The 14,267-nt window shown below is 68.0% G+C and carries 14 protein-coding genes, 1 tRNA gene and 2 pseudogenes; 9 read left to right on the top strand and 8 right to left on the bottom strand.

The window, feature by feature from the left end:
* Nucleotides 1-141: 141 nt before the first annotated feature.
* On the bottom strand, nt 142-717 hold the full coding sequence (locus tag CA606_RS06745) for a type 1 glutamine amidotransferase family protein (protein ID WP_096051823.1): 576 nt from the start codon (nt 715-717) through the stop codon (nt 142-144).
* 52 nt (nt 718-769) lie between these two features.
* Here CA606_RS06745 and msrB point away from each other — a divergent pair, with 52 nt between their 5' ends.
* The 3 genes and pseudogenes from msrB to CA606_RS06730 all read left to right on the top strand — a co-directional run.
* Nucleotides 770-1,249, top strand: a complete 480-nt coding sequence (msrB, locus tag CA606_RS06740) for a peptide-methionine (R)-S-oxide reductase MsrB (protein ID WP_096053846.1) — start codon at nt 770-772, stop codon at nt 1,247-1,249.
* A 56-nt stretch (nt 1,250-1,305) separates the two neighbouring features.
* The gene (locus CA606_RS06735; RefSeq protein WP_096051824.1) at nt 1,306-2,370 is read left to right on the top strand and encodes a glutathione S-transferase family protein; all 1,065 of its coding nucleotides are present in this window, start codon (nt 1,306-1,308) and stop codon (nt 2,368-2,370) included.
* A gap of 108 nt (nt 2,371-2,478) precedes the next feature.
* Nucleotides 2,479-3,030 (top strand): annotated as a pseudogene (locus CA606_RS06730) (alpha/beta hydrolase); the annotation flags it as partial.
* 37 nt (nt 3,031-3,067) lie between these two features.
* Here the strand turns inward: CA606_RS06730 and CA606_RS06725 are convergent.
* Nucleotides 3,068-3,152: transfer RNA gene (locus CA606_RS06725), tRNA-Leu, on the bottom strand.
* A 101-nt stretch (nt 3,153-3,253) separates the two neighbouring features.
* On the opposite strand from CA606_RS06725, the gene CA606_RS06720 reads away from it, so the two are divergent.
* A complete protein-coding gene (locus tag CA606_RS06720; protein WP_096051825.1) occupies nt 3,254-4,246 on the top strand; it encodes a P1 family peptidase in 993 nt (330 codons plus the stop codon).
* Nucleotides 4,247-4,455: 209 nt separating this feature from the next.
* Here the strand turns inward: CA606_RS06720 and CA606_RS06715 are convergent, their stop codons facing one another.
* The 6 genes and pseudogenes from CA606_RS06715 to CA606_RS06690 form a co-directional block, all read right to left on the bottom strand.
* Entirely contained in the window at nt 4,456-4,965 is a 510-nt protein-coding gene (locus tag CA606_RS06715) for a MarR family winged helix-turn-helix transcriptional regulator (protein ID WP_096051826.1), read from the bottom strand.
* Between the two features lie 224 nt (nt 4,966-5,189).
* Nucleotides 5,190-5,979, bottom strand: a pseudogene (locus tag CA606_RS06710) (hypothetical protein).
* Nucleotides 5,980-6,047: 68 nt separating this feature from the next.
* Nucleotides 6,048-6,290, bottom strand: a complete 243-nt coding sequence (locus CA606_RS06705) for a hypothetical protein (RefSeq protein ID WP_096051827.1) — start codon at nt 6,288-6,290, stop codon at nt 6,048-6,050.
* Nucleotides 6,291-6,324: 34 nt separating this feature from the next.
* Nucleotides 6,325-6,573: a DUF3297 family protein gene (locus CA606_RS06700; protein ID WP_096051828.1), complete on the bottom strand. Its 249-nt coding sequence runs from the start codon at nt 6,571-6,573 to the stop codon at nt 6,325-6,327.
* Between the two features lie 126 nt (nt 6,574-6,699).
* Complete coding sequence (locus tag CA606_RS06695) at nt 6,700-7,185, bottom strand: hypothetical protein (RefSeq protein WP_096051829.1); 486 nt, start codon at nt 7,183-7,185, stop codon at nt 6,700-6,702.
* The gene (locus CA606_RS06690) at nt 7,182-7,967 is read right to left on the bottom strand and encodes a DUF4198 domain-containing protein (protein WP_096051830.1); all 786 of its coding nucleotides are present in this window, start codon (nt 7,965-7,967) and stop codon (nt 7,182-7,184) included. The genes CA606_RS06695 and CA606_RS06690 overlap by 4 nt, the downstream gene beginning before the upstream one ends.
* A 164-nt stretch (nt 7,968-8,131) precedes the next feature.
* On the opposite strand from CA606_RS06690, the gene CA606_RS06685 reads away from it, so the two are divergent.
* From CA606_RS06685 to CA606_RS06665, 5 genes are all read left to right on the top strand, one after another.
* Nucleotides 8,132-10,333: a TonB-dependent hemoglobin/transferrin/lactoferrin family receptor gene (locus CA606_RS06685; RefSeq protein WP_096051831.1), complete on the top strand. Its 2,202-nt coding sequence runs from the start codon at nt 8,132-8,134 to the stop codon at nt 10,331-10,333.
* Between the two features lie 212 nt (nt 10,334-10,545).
* Nucleotides 10,546-11,154, top strand: a complete 609-nt coding sequence (locus CA606_RS06680; protein ID WP_096051832.1) for a YqaA family protein — start codon at nt 10,546-10,548, stop codon at nt 11,152-11,154.
* The gene (locus CA606_RS06675) at nt 11,151-11,780 is read left to right on the top strand and encodes a disulfide bond formation protein B (protein ID WP_096051833.1); all 630 of its coding nucleotides are present in this window, start codon (nt 11,151-11,153) and stop codon (nt 11,778-11,780) included. Before CA606_RS06680 ends, CA606_RS06675 begins: the two co-directional genes overlap by 4 nt.
* Entirely contained in the window at nt 11,777-12,337 is a 561-nt protein-coding gene (locus tag CA606_RS06670; protein ID WP_096051834.1) for a demethoxyubiquinone hydroxylase family protein, read from the top strand. The genes CA606_RS06675 and CA606_RS06670 overlap by 4 nt, the downstream gene beginning before the upstream one ends.
* A gap of 49 nt (nt 12,338-12,386) precedes the next feature.
* Nucleotides 12,387-14,231, top strand: coding sequence for a M1 family metallopeptidase (locus CA606_RS06665; protein WP_181242820.1), 1,845 nt, complete (start codon nt 12,387-12,389; stop codon nt 14,229-14,231).
* Nucleotides 14,232-14,267 lie beyond the last annotated feature (36 nt).

The raw sequence follows: 14,267 nt of genomic DNA, 5'->3' as shown, positions 1-14,267 counted from the left end.
AGCGAAGAGCCGGGACCCAGGGGCGACCGCGTTGCGCTTTGCCCCTGGGTCCCGGGTCGGCTACGCCGCCCGGGATGACACATATTTTTGGTGTTCTGAGCGGCGCCGGATCGCGCCGCTCCTTCGCTTTGCCTGCCCCGCCTACCCCGCAAACTCCCGCGCGAACATCGCCTCATACTCGGCGATCAGCGCTTCCTGTTCGGGCGCCACCAGCCGCGCCACGGCGGCGGCGAAGGTCACCGGCGCCAGGCCCGAGGCGCTGACCAGCTTGCCGTCGGTCACCGCCCTGGGCGTGTCGACATAGTGCTCGGCGCCCGCATAGCCGGGCACGACGCCTTCCAGCCAGTCCTTGCCGTTGGAGGTGTGCTTGCGCCCCGCGAACAGACCCGCCCGCGCCAGGGCCGTGGTGCCGGCGCAGATGCCCGCCACCGGCTTGCCGTCGGCCAGGGCCTGGCGGATCAGCGCGCTGATCGCGGGGGTCTCGCCCTCGCTCCAGGCCTCGCTGCCGATCAGCAGAAAGACGTCGGCGTCGGTGAGCACCGGATCGTCGAAGCGATAGTCCGCCGCCGCCAGCACGCCGCCGATCGAGGTCTCCGGATCGCCGGTCGGGGTGGCGATCTCGATCTGCACCTTCAGGTGCTCGCGCAGCAGCGCCAGCACCGCGCCGGCCTCCCAATCGGCCCAGCCCGGCTGCAGAAAGGCGACGGCGACGGTCATGGTTGGCTCCTGGTGCTACCGAAAAAGCGCCCGAGCGCTTACATTGGCCTTCATGACAGACGCAGCCACCCTTTCAACCGCCGGCTTTGACCTCACGCCGCCGACCGAACCCGAGCGCGAACGCCTGGAGGCCGACCTGACGGCCGAGGAGGCCCGCGTCCTGCTGCACCACGGCACCGAGGCCCCGTTCTGCGGCGGCCTGCTGGGCGAGAAGAGCCCCGGCGTCTATGGCTGCCGCCTGTGCGGCCTGCCGCTGTTCAAGCACGAGACCAAGTTCGAGAGCGGCACCGGCTGGCCCAGCTTCTACGCCCCTTTCGCCGAGGATCACGTGGTCGGCGTGCGCGACACCTCCTATGGCATGGTCCGCATCGAGACCCGCTGCGCCCGCTGCGACAGCCACCAGGGCCACGTCTTCCCCGACGGCCCCGCGCCGACCCGGCTGCGCTACTGCATCAACTCGGTGTCGCTGCAGTTCGTGAAGGCGGGCGATCCCCTGCCCGATCCGCTGCACCGGGGCGACAAGATCGCCTGACCCAAGGGGAAGTTTGACGACGAGACCCTTTCGGCATTCCCTCTGCCAAAAGCTCAATGATGAGCGACGGCGGAGGGAACATGTCCAACCAGGCTTCGGCGCCGCTGGCCCTGCTGGGCGCGGCGGGATCGCCCTATACCCGCAAGATGCTGGCGCTGCTGCGCTTTCGGCGCATCCCGCACGCCATCCATTGGGGCAGCCATCGCAACCCGCCGCCGGGCCTCCCCGAGCCGAAGGTCAAGCTGCTGCCGACCTTCTACTTCCCCACCACCGATGGCTTCGAGGCGGTGACCGACTCCACGCCGATCATCCGCCGCCTCGAGCGCGAGCACGCGGGCCGCTCGGTGATCCCGGACGATCCGGTCCTCGCCATGCTCAACGACCTGATCGAGGACTACGCCGACGAGTGGCTGACCAAGGCCATGTTCCATTTCCGCTGGGCGCATGCGGCCGATATCGAGAACGCCGGGCCGATGCTGATCTACTGGCACGACCCCACCCTGCCCGGCGCGATCGCCGACACCGCCGCGCGTGAGATCTCCAAGCGGCAGATCGACCGCCTCTATGTGGTGGGCTCCAACCCGACCACCGCCGCCACGATCGAGGCCAGCTATGCGCGCCTCGTCGACGTGCTGGACGGCCTGATCGAACGGCAAGGCTATGTGCTGGGCGCGCGCCCCTCGGCGGCGGACTTCGCCATCCAGGGCCAGCTGTCGCAACTGGCGATCATCGAACCGACCTCGGCGGCGATCACCGTCCAGCGCTCGCGCCGGGTCCGCGCCTGGCTGGACCGGGTCGAGGACCTGTCTGGCCTGGAGCCCGACGCCGCCCACTGGGCCTCGCGCGCGGACCTCGCCGACGCCCTGCGTCCCCTGTTGAGCGAGATCGGCAGGGTCTATGCGCCGTTCCTGCTGGCCAACGCCAAGGCCGCCATGAGCGGAGCCGAGACCGTCGAGGCGGAGATCGACGGCCGCCCCTGGACCCAACCGACCTTCCCCTACCAGGCCAAGTGCCTGATGGCGCTGAGGCAGGCCTACGGGGCGATGTCGGCGGCTGACCGCGCGGCGGCGGACGCCCTATTGGCGGGGACGGGGTGCGAGGCGTTGTTTGGAGGGATTTGAGTGCAGACCCCAGCTTTCCTTAAATCCTATTCAATTGATATGAATTGAGCGCGGGCCCCGCCCCGCCTTAGAGATCGCTCACCAGCGCTAAACCTCAGGCGGACGACGATGCCCCTCCCCAACCGCGACGCCACGCCGCCGATCCTGATCGTGCCGGGCCTCCACAATTCGGGGCCCGACCACTGGCAGTCGCACTGGGAGCGGGCGCTGCCGGGCGCAAAGCGCGTCGAGCAACAGGACTGGGAGCGCCCTCTGCTGGGCGACTGGACGATCAGCCTGGCCGAGGCCGTGCGGCGGCGACCCGGCGCGATCCTGGTGGCCCACAGCCTGGGGTGCGCGCTGGTCGCCCACTTCGCCCAGGTGACGGGCGGACGCGGCGTCGCTGGGGCCATGCTGGTGGCGCCGGCTGACGTCAATCGCGAGGGGCCGGCCGGCCGCCTGCTGGTCGGCTTTTCGCCGATCCCGCGCCAGCGCCTGCCGTTCCCGAGCCTGGTCGTGGCCAGCCGCGATGATCCCTATGTCGAGATCGACCGGGCCGAGGCGTTCGCGCGGGGCTGGGGCTCGGCGTTCGTGGATCTGGGCCGGGCGGGCCACATCAATGTGGCCTCAGGCCACGGCGCCTGGCCGAAAGGACGGGTCCTGCTGAACCGCCTGGTCCGGCGGGCCGCTTCGGAGACTCAAAAGACAGAAAGGAAGTTGGTGCGGGCGGTCGGGGTCGAACCGACACTCCTTTCGGAACCGGATTTTGAGTCCGGCGCGTCTACCAGTTTCACCACGCCCGCACGTCTTCGCCTGCGCGAAGGGTGGTCTTCCTAGCAGGCGTTCGCGGCGAATTCCAGAGGCGCGATGGACGGTTTAGCATCGCGCCACACGGAGATTCCCGATGCTCAAGCCCGGCCCCCGCAATCTGATCACCGACGTGCCCGGCCTGAAGGTGGGCTGCGTCGAGGACGAGGCCGTCCGCACCGGCGTCACGGTGGTGCTGTGTCCGGAAGCCTGGACCGCCGCCGTCGATGTGCGCGGCGGCGGCCCCGCCGTGCGCGAGACCGACACCCTGCGTCCCGAGAACAGCTTCTCCAAGGCCCACGCGATCTGCCTTTCGGGCGGCTCGGTGTTTGGCCTCGGCGCGGCGGACGGCGTGGCGTCGGCCCTGTCGAACCGGGATGTCGGCCTGCGGATCACCGCCGGCACGCCGGCCATTCCGATCGTGCCGGCGGCGTGCCTGCACGACCTGTCCAATGGCGGCGACAAGGCCTGGGGACTGACCCCGCCCTATCGCGCCCTGGGCATGCGGGCGGTCGAGGCGGCCAGCGAAGACTTTCCGCTAGGCGCGGTCGGCGCGGGTCGTGGCGCGATGGCGGGCCTGCGACCGGGCGGACTGGGGTCGGCCTCGATCGACCTGGGCGACGGGCTGATCGTGGCGGCCCTGGTGGCGGCCAACCCGGTGGGCTCGGCCTATATGGCCGATGGCGAGACCTTCTGGGCCTGGCCGTTCGAGATCGACGGCGAGTTCGGCGGTCGCCGCCCCGGGGACATGCCGCCGGCGATCGAGCCCCTTCCCGACGACTCGAAACTGGGCGCGCGCCTTGCGGCCGGCGCCAACACCACACTGGCCCTGGTGGCCACGACCGCCGACCTGTCGACCGCCGAGGCCCAGCGCATGGCGATGATGGCCCATGACGGCATGGCGCGGGCGGTGCGCCCCTGCCACACGCCCTTCGACGGCGATGTGGTGTTCGCCCTGGCATCCGGCGCCAAGCCGCTGGGCCCCGACCCGATGCGCGGCGTGCTGCGGACACGGATCGGCTCGGCGGCGGCCGACTGCCTGGCGCGCGCGATGGCGCGGGCGGTCTATGAGAGTAACCGTCCCACCTAGCCTCAGGGGCGGTGCTCAATCTGCTGAAATCAGTTTTCCGTCGTCATCCCGGCCGGAAGACCGCGTAGCGGGCTGTAGCGCCGGGACCCAGGGGCTACCGCACTGCCGCTCGCCCCTGGGTCCCGGATAGCCTCTGCGAGGCTTCCGGGATGACGAGCGGTTAGTCTTTGCAGTATCGCGGTTGTCGCGTCCGCAAGGGAGTTCAGCCCCTAAGGCGGCGTGATGGTCTCGCCGCCGGCCAGTTGGATGGCGGCGGTCTCCAGGTGATCGAGCAGACGCTTGAAGGTCGCCACCTCGCTGGGGGCCAGGCCCGCCAGCAGTGTCGCCTCATAGGCCAGGGCCAGGGGCGCGATCTCGGCGAACAGGCGCCGGCCGGCGGCGGTGAGCTCCAGCGTGTGCGAGCGACGGTCCGATCGCACCGTGGTGCGAGCCACCAGGCGGCGGATGACCAGTTCCTGGGCGGCGCGGCTGACCCGAACCTTGTCCATGGCGGTGCGGGTCACGGCCGTGTGCTGGGTCAGGGAGCCTTCGGCCAGGACCGACATCAGCCGCCACTGCGGGATCGTCAGACCAAAGCGGTCTTCGTAGGCGCGCGCGATCAGGCGGCTGACGGCCGCCGACGCCGTCGCCAGACGATAGGGTACGTAGTCCGACAGGCTCACATTGACCTCGGTCGCCTCGGGCGCACCAGACGTGATCGGAGAGACCGTTGCGGTCATATCCCTTCCCTTCGTCCTCCCGGGCGTCGTCGCCTTCGGAAGGAGCGACTTTTCGCCAATCCGTTGCGCTCGACCGCAGCCCTTTCAGGCGGCGTGAGCATCTTTTGTTTGGGCTCTGGCGCCGCTGCAGCTCAATGCTCGTCCGCATCGGGGCCAAAGATGCGCCACAATCGCACGTCGCGTGAGCAGAGAATAGTCATCTCGCCTTCCTGAACGGCGATCTGTCAGTGATGGGCGGCGGCGCCCAGCTTGTCCTTTGGCGGCTCCGGCGTCGTCAGCAGCGCCTTCTGACAAGCGCGCAGTTCATCGAGGCACGTCTTGCGGTTCCAGAAGTCGGAGAACTCGGCGACGGCCAGCCGCAGGAGCTGGATGTGCTCCTTGTACTCCAGGGGCTTGGGGGCGTCGTCGTGGTGGTCGTGCTCGCCATGGTCGGGCTTGACGTCGGTCAGCAGCACCGTCTGCGAGCCGACGATCGTCACATTGCGGCTCAGGACCTCAACCCCGGCCTTGGCGGGCGTGGCCTTCGGGTCGTCGTGGTGACCGCCGCCAGCGGCGTGATCATGATCCTTGTCGTGGCCCTTGTGGTCATGGCCCTTGCCGTGACCGTGCTTGTCGCCCTTGCCGTGATCGTCCTTCTTTTCCTCGGGACGCTCGCCCTTCATGGCCTTGTTCAGCAGCTCGAAGGTCTTGCCGCACGGGCCGCCGAACGCCAGCACCGGGCCGATCCGCAGCTTGACCTCGTCGATCAGGTCCTGGGTCTTGGTGACCAGCTCGCCGGAGTGAGCGCTGCTGGCGGCCACGCACTTGGCCTTGATGGCTTCATGAATGATCTTGGGCGTCTCGGCGTGCTTGTCGCCCTTGTCGCCCCGCCCCGTCAGGCGGCCGGCGAAGAAGGCCAGGCCGATGATCGCCAGGCCGGCCAGCACGAGAAGAAACACCAGCGTCGGATCGAAGACCGGCACCGGTTGATCGACCGGAAATTCTGACTGGTACACGCCGATTTCTCCGCCCCACGCGACGCGCCGCTTCTTGGCGCCGTCTATGGTTAACGCAACAGCGTTATGGATGCACGGCCAAGGTGATCAGGACGGGCGAGAAATAACCGCGGAAACCCGCGCGCCGTGCTCATAGCGCGACGGTCCGCCATAGACGTTGACCTCGCACAGGATGTCGCCGCCCTCGCCTGCGGCCCAGATATAGCTCCGCTCGACCTCGACATGGCGACCGGCCGGCGAGATCCCTTCGAAGGTGTCGCCCCAGGGCACCACGCCTTTGAGGTCCTGCCAGCGCAGCGTGATGGCGCGCGCAAGCTCGTCGCGCGCCATCGCTTCAAGGTCTGGATCGCTCGTCGACAGCGCCTCAGCCCTCGGCCGTGTCGCGGAAATAGGCCTCGACGTCGCCCTGCAGCTTGATCGTCATCGGATTGCCCTTGCGATCCAGGGTCTTGCCGGCCGCGACCCGCACCCACTTTTCGCTGATGCAGTACTCTTCGACATTGGTCTTCTCGACGCCCTTGAAGCGGATGCCGATGCCACGTTCCAGCAGCGCCGCGTCGTAGTGGGGGCTGTCCGGATTGACGGAGAGGCGGTCGGGAGGCGTGTCGCTCATGGTCTTCAGCTTTCGGTGCGGGCCGCGCGGACCCTGTCTTGGCCGGGGGTGATAGCCACGAAACGCGAAAAATCCAAATCCGGACGGCCAGGGGCCCTCCCCTCAAGGGAGCGCCCCTGCGACGCCTCAGGTCGTCTGGTCGCTCTTGATCGGGTCGGCGGCCGAGACCGCGCCGTCATTGTTGGTGTCGTGGGTCACGAACATCCGCCAGCCGGAATAGTCGAACTCGGCCTTGGTGATTCCGCCGCTCTTGTCGCTGTCGAGCACGCCGAACCGGACATCGGTCTGCCGCATCTGGCGCATGCGTTCCTCGGCCTTCTTCTCCGGCGTCATGTCGGAGGTCGCCAGCTTGGCCTCCAGACGCGCCTTGAACTCGGCGACGTACTCGGCTTGCGACAGCGCGCCGCTGTTGTCGGCGTCGGTCTTGGCGAACTGGATGGCGCGGGTGGCGGCGTATTCGTCCTTGGTGACGACGCCGTCGCCGTTCTGGTCCTGCTCCTTGATGAAGATGTCGCGGGCGTGCGAGGCGGCGTGGGCCGCGCCGGCGATCAAGGACACAGCCACGGCGGCGGTCAGGAGGGTGCGGGTCTTCATGACGGGTCTCTCGCTCAACGGAGGGATTCGAAGGTCAGGGCGTAGGTGAAGCTCTGGCCCGGCTGGCCGGGGGCCGGTGCGTCGACGCGATAGCGCGACTGGATCTGGTAGACGCCCGACCGATCGACCCGAACGGCGAAGCGGCCGTTGGCGTCGCTCTTCAGCGTCCTGGGGGCCGCCTTGGTGTCGGCGTAGCGGTCGTCGGCGCCGTGCAGGGTGATCGGCTGGCCGGCCACGGGCTTGCCGTCGAACAGCACCTCGAACACCGCGTCCTGGCCGGTGACGATCTTGCTGGGATGGGTCACGGCCCGGAACTCCAGGCCCTTGCCATGCGGGGCCAAGGCCGCGTCGCTGGGCGCGCCGCGCGTCACATAGACGTCGGCCAGGGTCAGGCTCTGCATGTCGATGGCGTCGGCCGGCGCCTTGGAGCCCTCGAAGAATTCCCACTCGCCGTTGACCAGGGCCGCCTTGGCCACGCGGCCGGCGCGCAGACCGGTGGTGATCCGGTAGGTGCCGGGCTTCTCAGTCGTCGCCTCCACCAGCGCAAGCTCGCGCGTGTAGACCGGAACCAGGGCGGTGCGGACGCCGTCAGGCCCGATCACGGCGTAGCCATCGGACTTCATCGCCACCTCGGGCGTGAAGAAGCTCTCGGTGAAGGCCCCCTGCACCGTCACGATCTTGCGGTCAGAGGCGTCGAACACAGTCGGCAACAGATAGGGCGAATGGGCCTGGGCGGCGGGCCCGAGCACAGCGAGCAGGAGCGCGCCGCCTGTCAGGCCGGCGCGAAACGAACGGATCATTAGACAAACCCCAAGCGCCGCATCGGCTGCGGCGACATCGACTTATTGCTATTGATTCTGAGAATCAATCTTAATTGGCTTGACCGGTCCGCCCGACAGCTTTAGGTCCCCCACACCGCCAGTTGCGAGCCATTCGCATACTTTAGTGTTTAGAGGGGATCTCGATGTCGCGCCTGAAACTCGCCGCCGTCGCCGCCGCTTCCACCGCCGTTCTGATGGCTACGGCCGCCCGCGCCGATGACGGCAGGCCCGAGGCCAGCGCCACCGAGGTCGACAAGGTCACCGTCACCGCCACGCGCTCGGAGAAGGCCCTGTCCAAGGCGCCGGCCAGCGTCACCGTGATCTCCGGCCAAGAGATCGAGGACGGCTTGATCAAGGACATCAAGGACCTGGTCCGCGACGAACCCGGCGTTTCGGTGCGCAGCGCCCCTGCCCGCTTCACCGCCGCCGGCGCCTCGACGGGGCGCGACGGCAATGCGGGCTTCAACATCCGGGGCCTGGAAGGCAATCGCGTGCTGATCGTCGTGGACGGCGTGCGCGTGCCCGACAGCTTCGCCTTCGGCGCGCAATCTGTGGGTCGTGGCGATCAGGTCGACCTGGACACGCTGAAGTCCGTGGAGATCGTCCGAGGGCCCGCCTCGGCGCTGTACGGCTCCGACGGCTTGGCCGGCTCGGTCAGCTTCATCACCAAGGACCCGTCCGATATCATCAAGCCCGGAAAAACGTTCGCGGGCCGGGCCCGCGTCGGCTACGCCTCGGCCGACCAGAGCTGGACCGAGAGCGTGCTGCTGGCGGGCCAGTCCGGCCGCTGGGAGGGCCTGCTGACCTACACCCGCCGCGACGGCGAGGGCCAGAAGACGGCCGGGACCAACAACGCCGCCAACACCGACCGCACCACCGCCAATCCGGAGGACAACCAGTCCAACGCCATCCTGGGCAAGCTGATCTACAGCCCCGATGATCAAAACCGCTTCCGCCTGACGGTCGACCACCTGGACCGTGACGTCGACTGGACGGTGCTGTCGGCGATCGCCAAGCCGCCCTTGGCCGCGACCAGCGTCATCGGCATGACCGCCTTCGACAAGGTCAAGCGCGACCGGGTCACCGTCGACCACCGCTTCGACGGCGGCCAGGGCCTGATCGACACGGCTCAAACCACGCTCTACTGGCAAAAGAGCACGACCCGGCAGTTCTCGGCCGAGGACCGCAACACCGCCGCTGACCGCACGCGCGACGCCACGTTCAACAACCGCGTATTTGGCGGCAGCGTCGAACTCCACAGTCGCTTCGACCAGGGCGCGGTGACACATGACGTGGTCTGGGGCGGCGACGCGTCGATCACCCGCCAGAGCGGCACGCGCGACGGTACGGTGCCGCCCGTCGGCGAAGCCTTCCCGGCCAAGGCCTTCCCGACCACCGACTTCACCCTGGCCGGGCTCTACGTCCAGGACGAGATCAAGGTCGGTCGCCTGACGCTCTATCCGGCGCTGCGCTTCGACTACTACAAGCTCGATCCCAAGGCCGACCCGCTGTTCCACGCCTCGGCCGCCGGCCAAAGCGACTCGCACCTGTCGCCCAAGCTGGGCCTGGTCTGGGAGGCCAGCGACGTCGTCACCGTGTTCGCCAACGCCGCGACGGGCTTCAAGGCCCCTTCGCCCTCGCAGGTGAACACCGGCTTTTCCAATCCGGTCTCGAACTATCAGTCGATCTCGAATCCCGACCTGAAACCTGAAACCAGCCAGACCCTGGAAGCAGGCCTGCGCATGCACAAGGACAACTGGCGCTTCTCGGTGGCCGGCTTCACCGGCGAGTACGACGACTTCATCGAGCAGGTTCAGGTCGGCGGGAACTTCACCGCCGCCAGCCCGGCCGTCTACCAGTACGTGAACCTGTCGGGCGTGACGATCAGCGGCGCGGAAGCACGCGGAAGCGTCGAGCTGGGCGGCGGCTTCACCGCCCGCGCGGCGATCGCCTATGCGAAGGGCTCCTCCAAGGCCCGAGGCGTCAGCACGCCGCTGGTCTCGATCGATCCGGTCAAGATCACCGGCGGCGTCGCCTATCGCGCGCCCTCCGGACGCTTCGGCGGCGATCTCGCGGTCATCCACGCCGACCGAAAGTCGGCGAGCCGCGCGGGTGTGACCTGCGCTGGCGGCTGCTTCACCCCGGCGGCCTTCACCGTCGCCGACGCCACGGCCTGGTGGGCGGTGACGGACGCCGTGACCGTTCGCGCCGGGGTCTTCAACCTGACGGACGAGAAATACTGGTGGTGGAGCGACGTCCGCGGCCTGTCCGACACCTCGGCGGTCAAGGACGCCTACAGCCAGCCTGGACGGAACTACAGCGTTTCCCTGGCGCTCAAGTTCTGATCAGGCGGAGCGGCGCGCGCGGGCGGGAAGCCGCGCGCGCCGACATCCTTGCGGACAAGCGGCCCGGCCCCTGCTAGCTAGGGCGTGACGCCGAAAGTGGGAACCGGTTTCGGCGCTAGTCACGCTCGAAGTATCTGATCTAAAGCCTTCCGCTTCAAAACGATTCCGTTTCGAAGCGGAAGGCTTTAGCGGGTCACGACATCGGAGTTCGCATGCTGCGTCGCCTCTACGACTGGGTCATGGGCCTGGCCGCCTCCCGTCACGCCTCCAAGAGCCTGTTCGCCGTCTCGTTCGCCGAGAGCTCATTCTTTCCCATCCCGCCGGATGTGATGCTGGCGCCGATGTGCTTGGCCCGGCCCGAGAAGGCTTGGCATTACGCCGCGCTGTGCACCCTGGCCTCGGTGCTGGGCGGCATTCTCGGCTATGCAATCGGCTTCTTTCTGCAAGACCTGGGCATCTGGATGATGAAGGTCACCGGCCACGCTGGCGGGCTGGAGGAGTTCCAGTGCTGGTACGGCAAGTACGGGGTCTGGCTGATCCTGGCCAAGGGCCTGACGCCCATCCCCTACAAGCTGGTGACCATCGCCTCGGGTCTGGCGGCGTTCAGCTTCCCGATGTTCATCGCCGCGTCGGTGATCACCCGGGGCGCGCGGTTCTTCCTGGTGGCGTTCGTGGTCAAGAAGTTCGGCCCGGCCCTGCTGCCGGTGATCGAGCGTCGTCTGGCTTTGTTCGCCGGAATTTTGATCGCGCTCCTTGTTATCGGTCTCGGCGCCAGCCACCTCCTAGGCGGAAGTGGAGACGCGGGAGCCTGCTTGGCATGACGAAAGAGGACCCGAAGGTCGAGAAGGCTGGTCCGGCCGACGCGCTTGAGCCGCAAGCCACGCCCGTGCGCGGCCCGGCGCCGGTCCAGCCCCCCGCGCAGTCGATCGTGGACCGCACTGTCGACGTCGTGACCCGGCATTGGCCGCTGATGGCGCTGCTGTCGAGCGCGCTGTTGCTGGCCATCGCCCACGCCTTCGAGAAGTTCGGCGGCCTCGCGCCCTGTCATCTGTGCCTGAAGCAGCGCGAAGTCTATTGGGTCGCCGGGACGGTCGGTCTGGTCGCGGTGATCCTGCAGCGCACGCCGCTGTGGCCGCGCCTGCGCGTCCCCGGCCTCCTGCTGCTGGGCGCGATCTTCCTCTACGGCGCGGGTCTGGCGGCCTATCACGCCGGCGCCGAGTGGAAGTGGTGGCCGGGGCCCAAGACCTGTTCGGGCGGCGACGCTGCGGCGGCTTCGAACCTTGAGGCGATGCTGAAGGGCACGGCCGACATCAAGCCCCCGGCCTGCGACAAGGCCGCCTGGGTGTTCCTGGGCCTGTCCATGGCGGGCTGGAACGTCCTGATCTCGCTCAAGCTGGCCGCCTGGTCCGTCCTGGCGGCGTTCCGCAAGTCGGAGACCCTGGCATGACCCGTCCCATCCCTGCTCGCCCCGGTTCAGCGGCGTCCACGGCGCGCCTCGCTGAGATCCTGCGCGTCGACCAGGCCGGCGAACTGGCGGCCGTTCATATCTATCGCGGCCAGGCGGCGGTGATGCGCGCCGCGCCCGGCCGTGAGCGCATCGCCGACCAACTGCGCGAGATGGAGGGCCACGAGCAGGTCCACCTGACACGCTTCAACGAACTGCTGACCGAGCGCGGCGTGCGTCCGACCCTGATGTCGCCGATCTGGCGCGCGGCCGCCTTCGCGCTTGGCGCTGGCACCGCCCTGCTGGGCGACAAGGCCGCCCATGCCTGCACCGAGGCCGTCGAGACGGTGATCGAGAAGCACTATGCCGGCCAGATCGAGGAACTGAAGGATCGCGACCCCGCGCTCGCCGCCGAACTCAGCCAATTCCGCGACGACGAACTGGCTCACCGCGACCTCGCGGTCGAGGAAGGCGCGCACGAGGCGACGGCCTACCCGCTTCTGACGGCGGTGATCCAGGCCGGCTGCCGCGCGGCGATCAAGATCAGCGAGAAGATCTGACACAGCGGCGCGCCACGCCGCGCCGACTCCATTTTCCAAGGCGGGACGCTTGGCGCCCGGAACCCGCGCGCCTACCGATAGGCGCTCGTCACGACGTTGGGGGAGTCGTTCGTTGTCGCGTCGTATCCGCGTTCTCGCCGCCTGCGCGGCTTCCGCCTTGGCGCTCGTCGCCACAGAAGCCTCTGCGCAGAGCCTCAAGACCAGCCCGCTCAGCCTCGAAACCGGCGGCGCCATGCCCGCCGAGCAACAGGCGCTGGCGTTCGATCACGCCGATCTGAAGCTCAAGATCCTGCCCGAGAGGAAGGCCATTGAGGGCGAGGCCACCCTCACCTTCACCGCCAAGTCCAGGCTGGACCATCTGGTGGTCGACTTCGATCGCGTCTTTACGATCCGTAGACTGACAATCGACGGAAAGGCGCTCAAGCCGGGCGCCTGGAGCAACCCAGAAGGCCGGCTGACCATCACCCTGCCCCGGAAGGTGGCCAAGGGCAGGTCTGTGACCCTGGCGATCACCTATGACGGCGCGCCCCACGAGGCCAAGCGCGCGCCCTGGGACGGCGGCTTTGTCTGGAGCAAGACCGAGACCGGCGAGCCGTGGATCGCCACGGCCGTTCAGGGCGACGGCTGCGACCTCTTCTGGCCCTGCATCGACTATCCGACCGGCGAGCCCAAGCTGGTTGACCTGCACATCACCGTGCCCGCCCCGCTGGTGGCTCCCGCCAACGGCGCCTTCAAGGGCATGACCGAGCAGGACGGCTGGCGCACCTATCACTGGCGGGCGCGCAACCCCAACACCTACGCCATCGCACTGAACGTCGGCCCCTACGAGGAGCTGACCGGCGTCTACAAGAGCCGGTTCGGCGACAGCATTCCCATGTCGTACTGGCACCTGAAGGGACGCGCCGAGAAGGCCAAGGGTCTGTTCGCCGAGTTCACCCCGATGGTCGACTTCTTTGAACAGATGATCGGCCCCTACCCGTTCCGTGACGAGAAGATCGGCGTCGTCGAAACGCCACACCTGGGCATGGAGCACCAGACCATCAACGCCTATGGCAACGGGTATCGCCTCGACGGCTATGGCTTCGACTGGCTGCTGCAGCACGAGTTCGCGCACGAGTGGTTCGGCAATCAACTGACCGACGCCGACAATGACGACATGTGGCTGCACGAGGGTTTCGGCACCTACATGCAGCCGCTCTACTCGCAGTGGCTGCACGGCGACATGGAGTATATGAGCCGGCTGAACACCCAGCGCCTGGCGGTGCGCAACAAGTTCCCGATCGTCTCGGGCCGTCCGCTCAAGGAGGACGCCGTCTACAACGGCGATCGCGGGCCGGGGAACGACATCTACTACAAGGCCTCGAACGTCCTCCACACGCTGCGCACGCTGATCGGCGACGAGGCGTTCTTCAGGATCACGCGGATCGCCGTCTATGGCCGCGATGATCCAAGGCCCGGCAACTTCACCCCGCGTTACCTGGGCACCCAGGACTTCGTGAAGATCGTCAACCAGGTGACCGGCCAGGATTTCAGCTGGTTCTTCGATGTCTATCTGTACGACGCCGCCGCGCCCGAACTGATCCAGACGCGTGAAGGCGGCGATCTCGTGCTGGCCTGGAAGACCTCGACCAACAAGCCCTTCCCGATGCCCGTGGAGGTGAAGGTCGGCGATCGGACCGTCATGCTCGCCATGACCGGCGGAACGGGCCGGGTGACCGTGGGCGACGCCACGCCGGTGATCGTCGATCCGGCGTCAAAGGTCCTGCGCCGTCAGCCCCATGTCGAGGCCTATCAGGCCTGGAGAGCCGCCGCCGACAAGGCGGCCGCTGAGGCCCGCACCAAGGCCGCAGAGGAGAAGGCGGCGGCGGAGAAAGCAGCGGCGGCGAAGAAGTAGTCTGCCCGGTCGACGACGGGCCTGGTGATCTCTCGC

The organism is Caulobacter vibrioides, from assembly GCF_002310375.3.
GTDB classification, from domain to species: domain Bacteria; phylum Pseudomonadota; class Alphaproteobacteria; order Caulobacterales; family Caulobacteraceae; genus Caulobacter; species Caulobacter vibrioides_D.
Note: the sequence above shows the minus strand (reverse complement) of the source record. Positions and strands in the feature narration are given on the sequence as shown.

Coding starts and splice junctions, on each gene's coding strand:
- CA606_RS06745 (WP_096051823.1), bottom strand. CDS start 717: ATGACCGTCGCCGTCGCCTTTCTGCAGCCGGGCTGGGCCGATTGGGAG.
- msrB (WP_096053846.1), top strand. CDS start 770: ATGACAGACGCAGCCACCCTTTCAACCGCCGGCTTTGACCTCACGCCG.
- CA606_RS06735 (WP_096051824.1), top strand. CDS start 1,306: ATGATGAGCGACGGCGGAGGGAACATGTCCAACCAGGCTTCGGCGCCG.
- CA606_RS06720 (WP_096051825.1), top strand. CDS start 3,254: ATGCTCAAGCCCGGCCCCCGCAATCTGATCACCGACGTGCCCGGCCTG.
- CA606_RS06715 (WP_096051826.1), bottom strand. CDS start 4,965: ATGACCGCAACGGTCTCTCCGATCACGTCTGGTGCGCCCGAGGCGACC.
- CA606_RS06705 (WP_096051827.1), bottom strand. CDS start 6,290: ATGGCGCGCGACGAGCTTGCGCGCGCCATCACGCTGCGCTGGCAGGAC.
- CA606_RS06700 (WP_096051828.1), bottom strand. CDS start 6,573: ATGAGCGACACGCCTCCCGACCGCCTCTCCGTCAATCCGGACAGCCCC.
- CA606_RS06690 (WP_096051830.1), bottom strand. CDS start 7,967: ATGATCCGTTCGTTTCGCGCCGGCCTGACAGGCGGCGCGCTCCTGCTC.
- CA606_RS06685 (WP_096051831.1), top strand. CDS start 8,132: ATGTCGCGCCTGAAACTCGCCGCCGTCGCCGCCGCTTCCACCGCCGTT.
- CA606_RS06680 (WP_096051832.1), top strand. CDS start 10,546: ATGCTGCGTCGCCTCTACGACTGGGTCATGGGCCTGGCCGCCTCCCGT.
- CA606_RS06675 (WP_096051833.1), top strand. CDS start 11,151: ATGACGAAAGAGGACCCGAAGGTCGAGAAGGCTGGTCCGGCCGACGCG.
- CA606_RS06670 (WP_096051834.1), top strand. CDS start 11,777: ATGACCCGTCCCATCCCTGCTCGCCCCGGTTCAGCGGCGTCCACGGCG.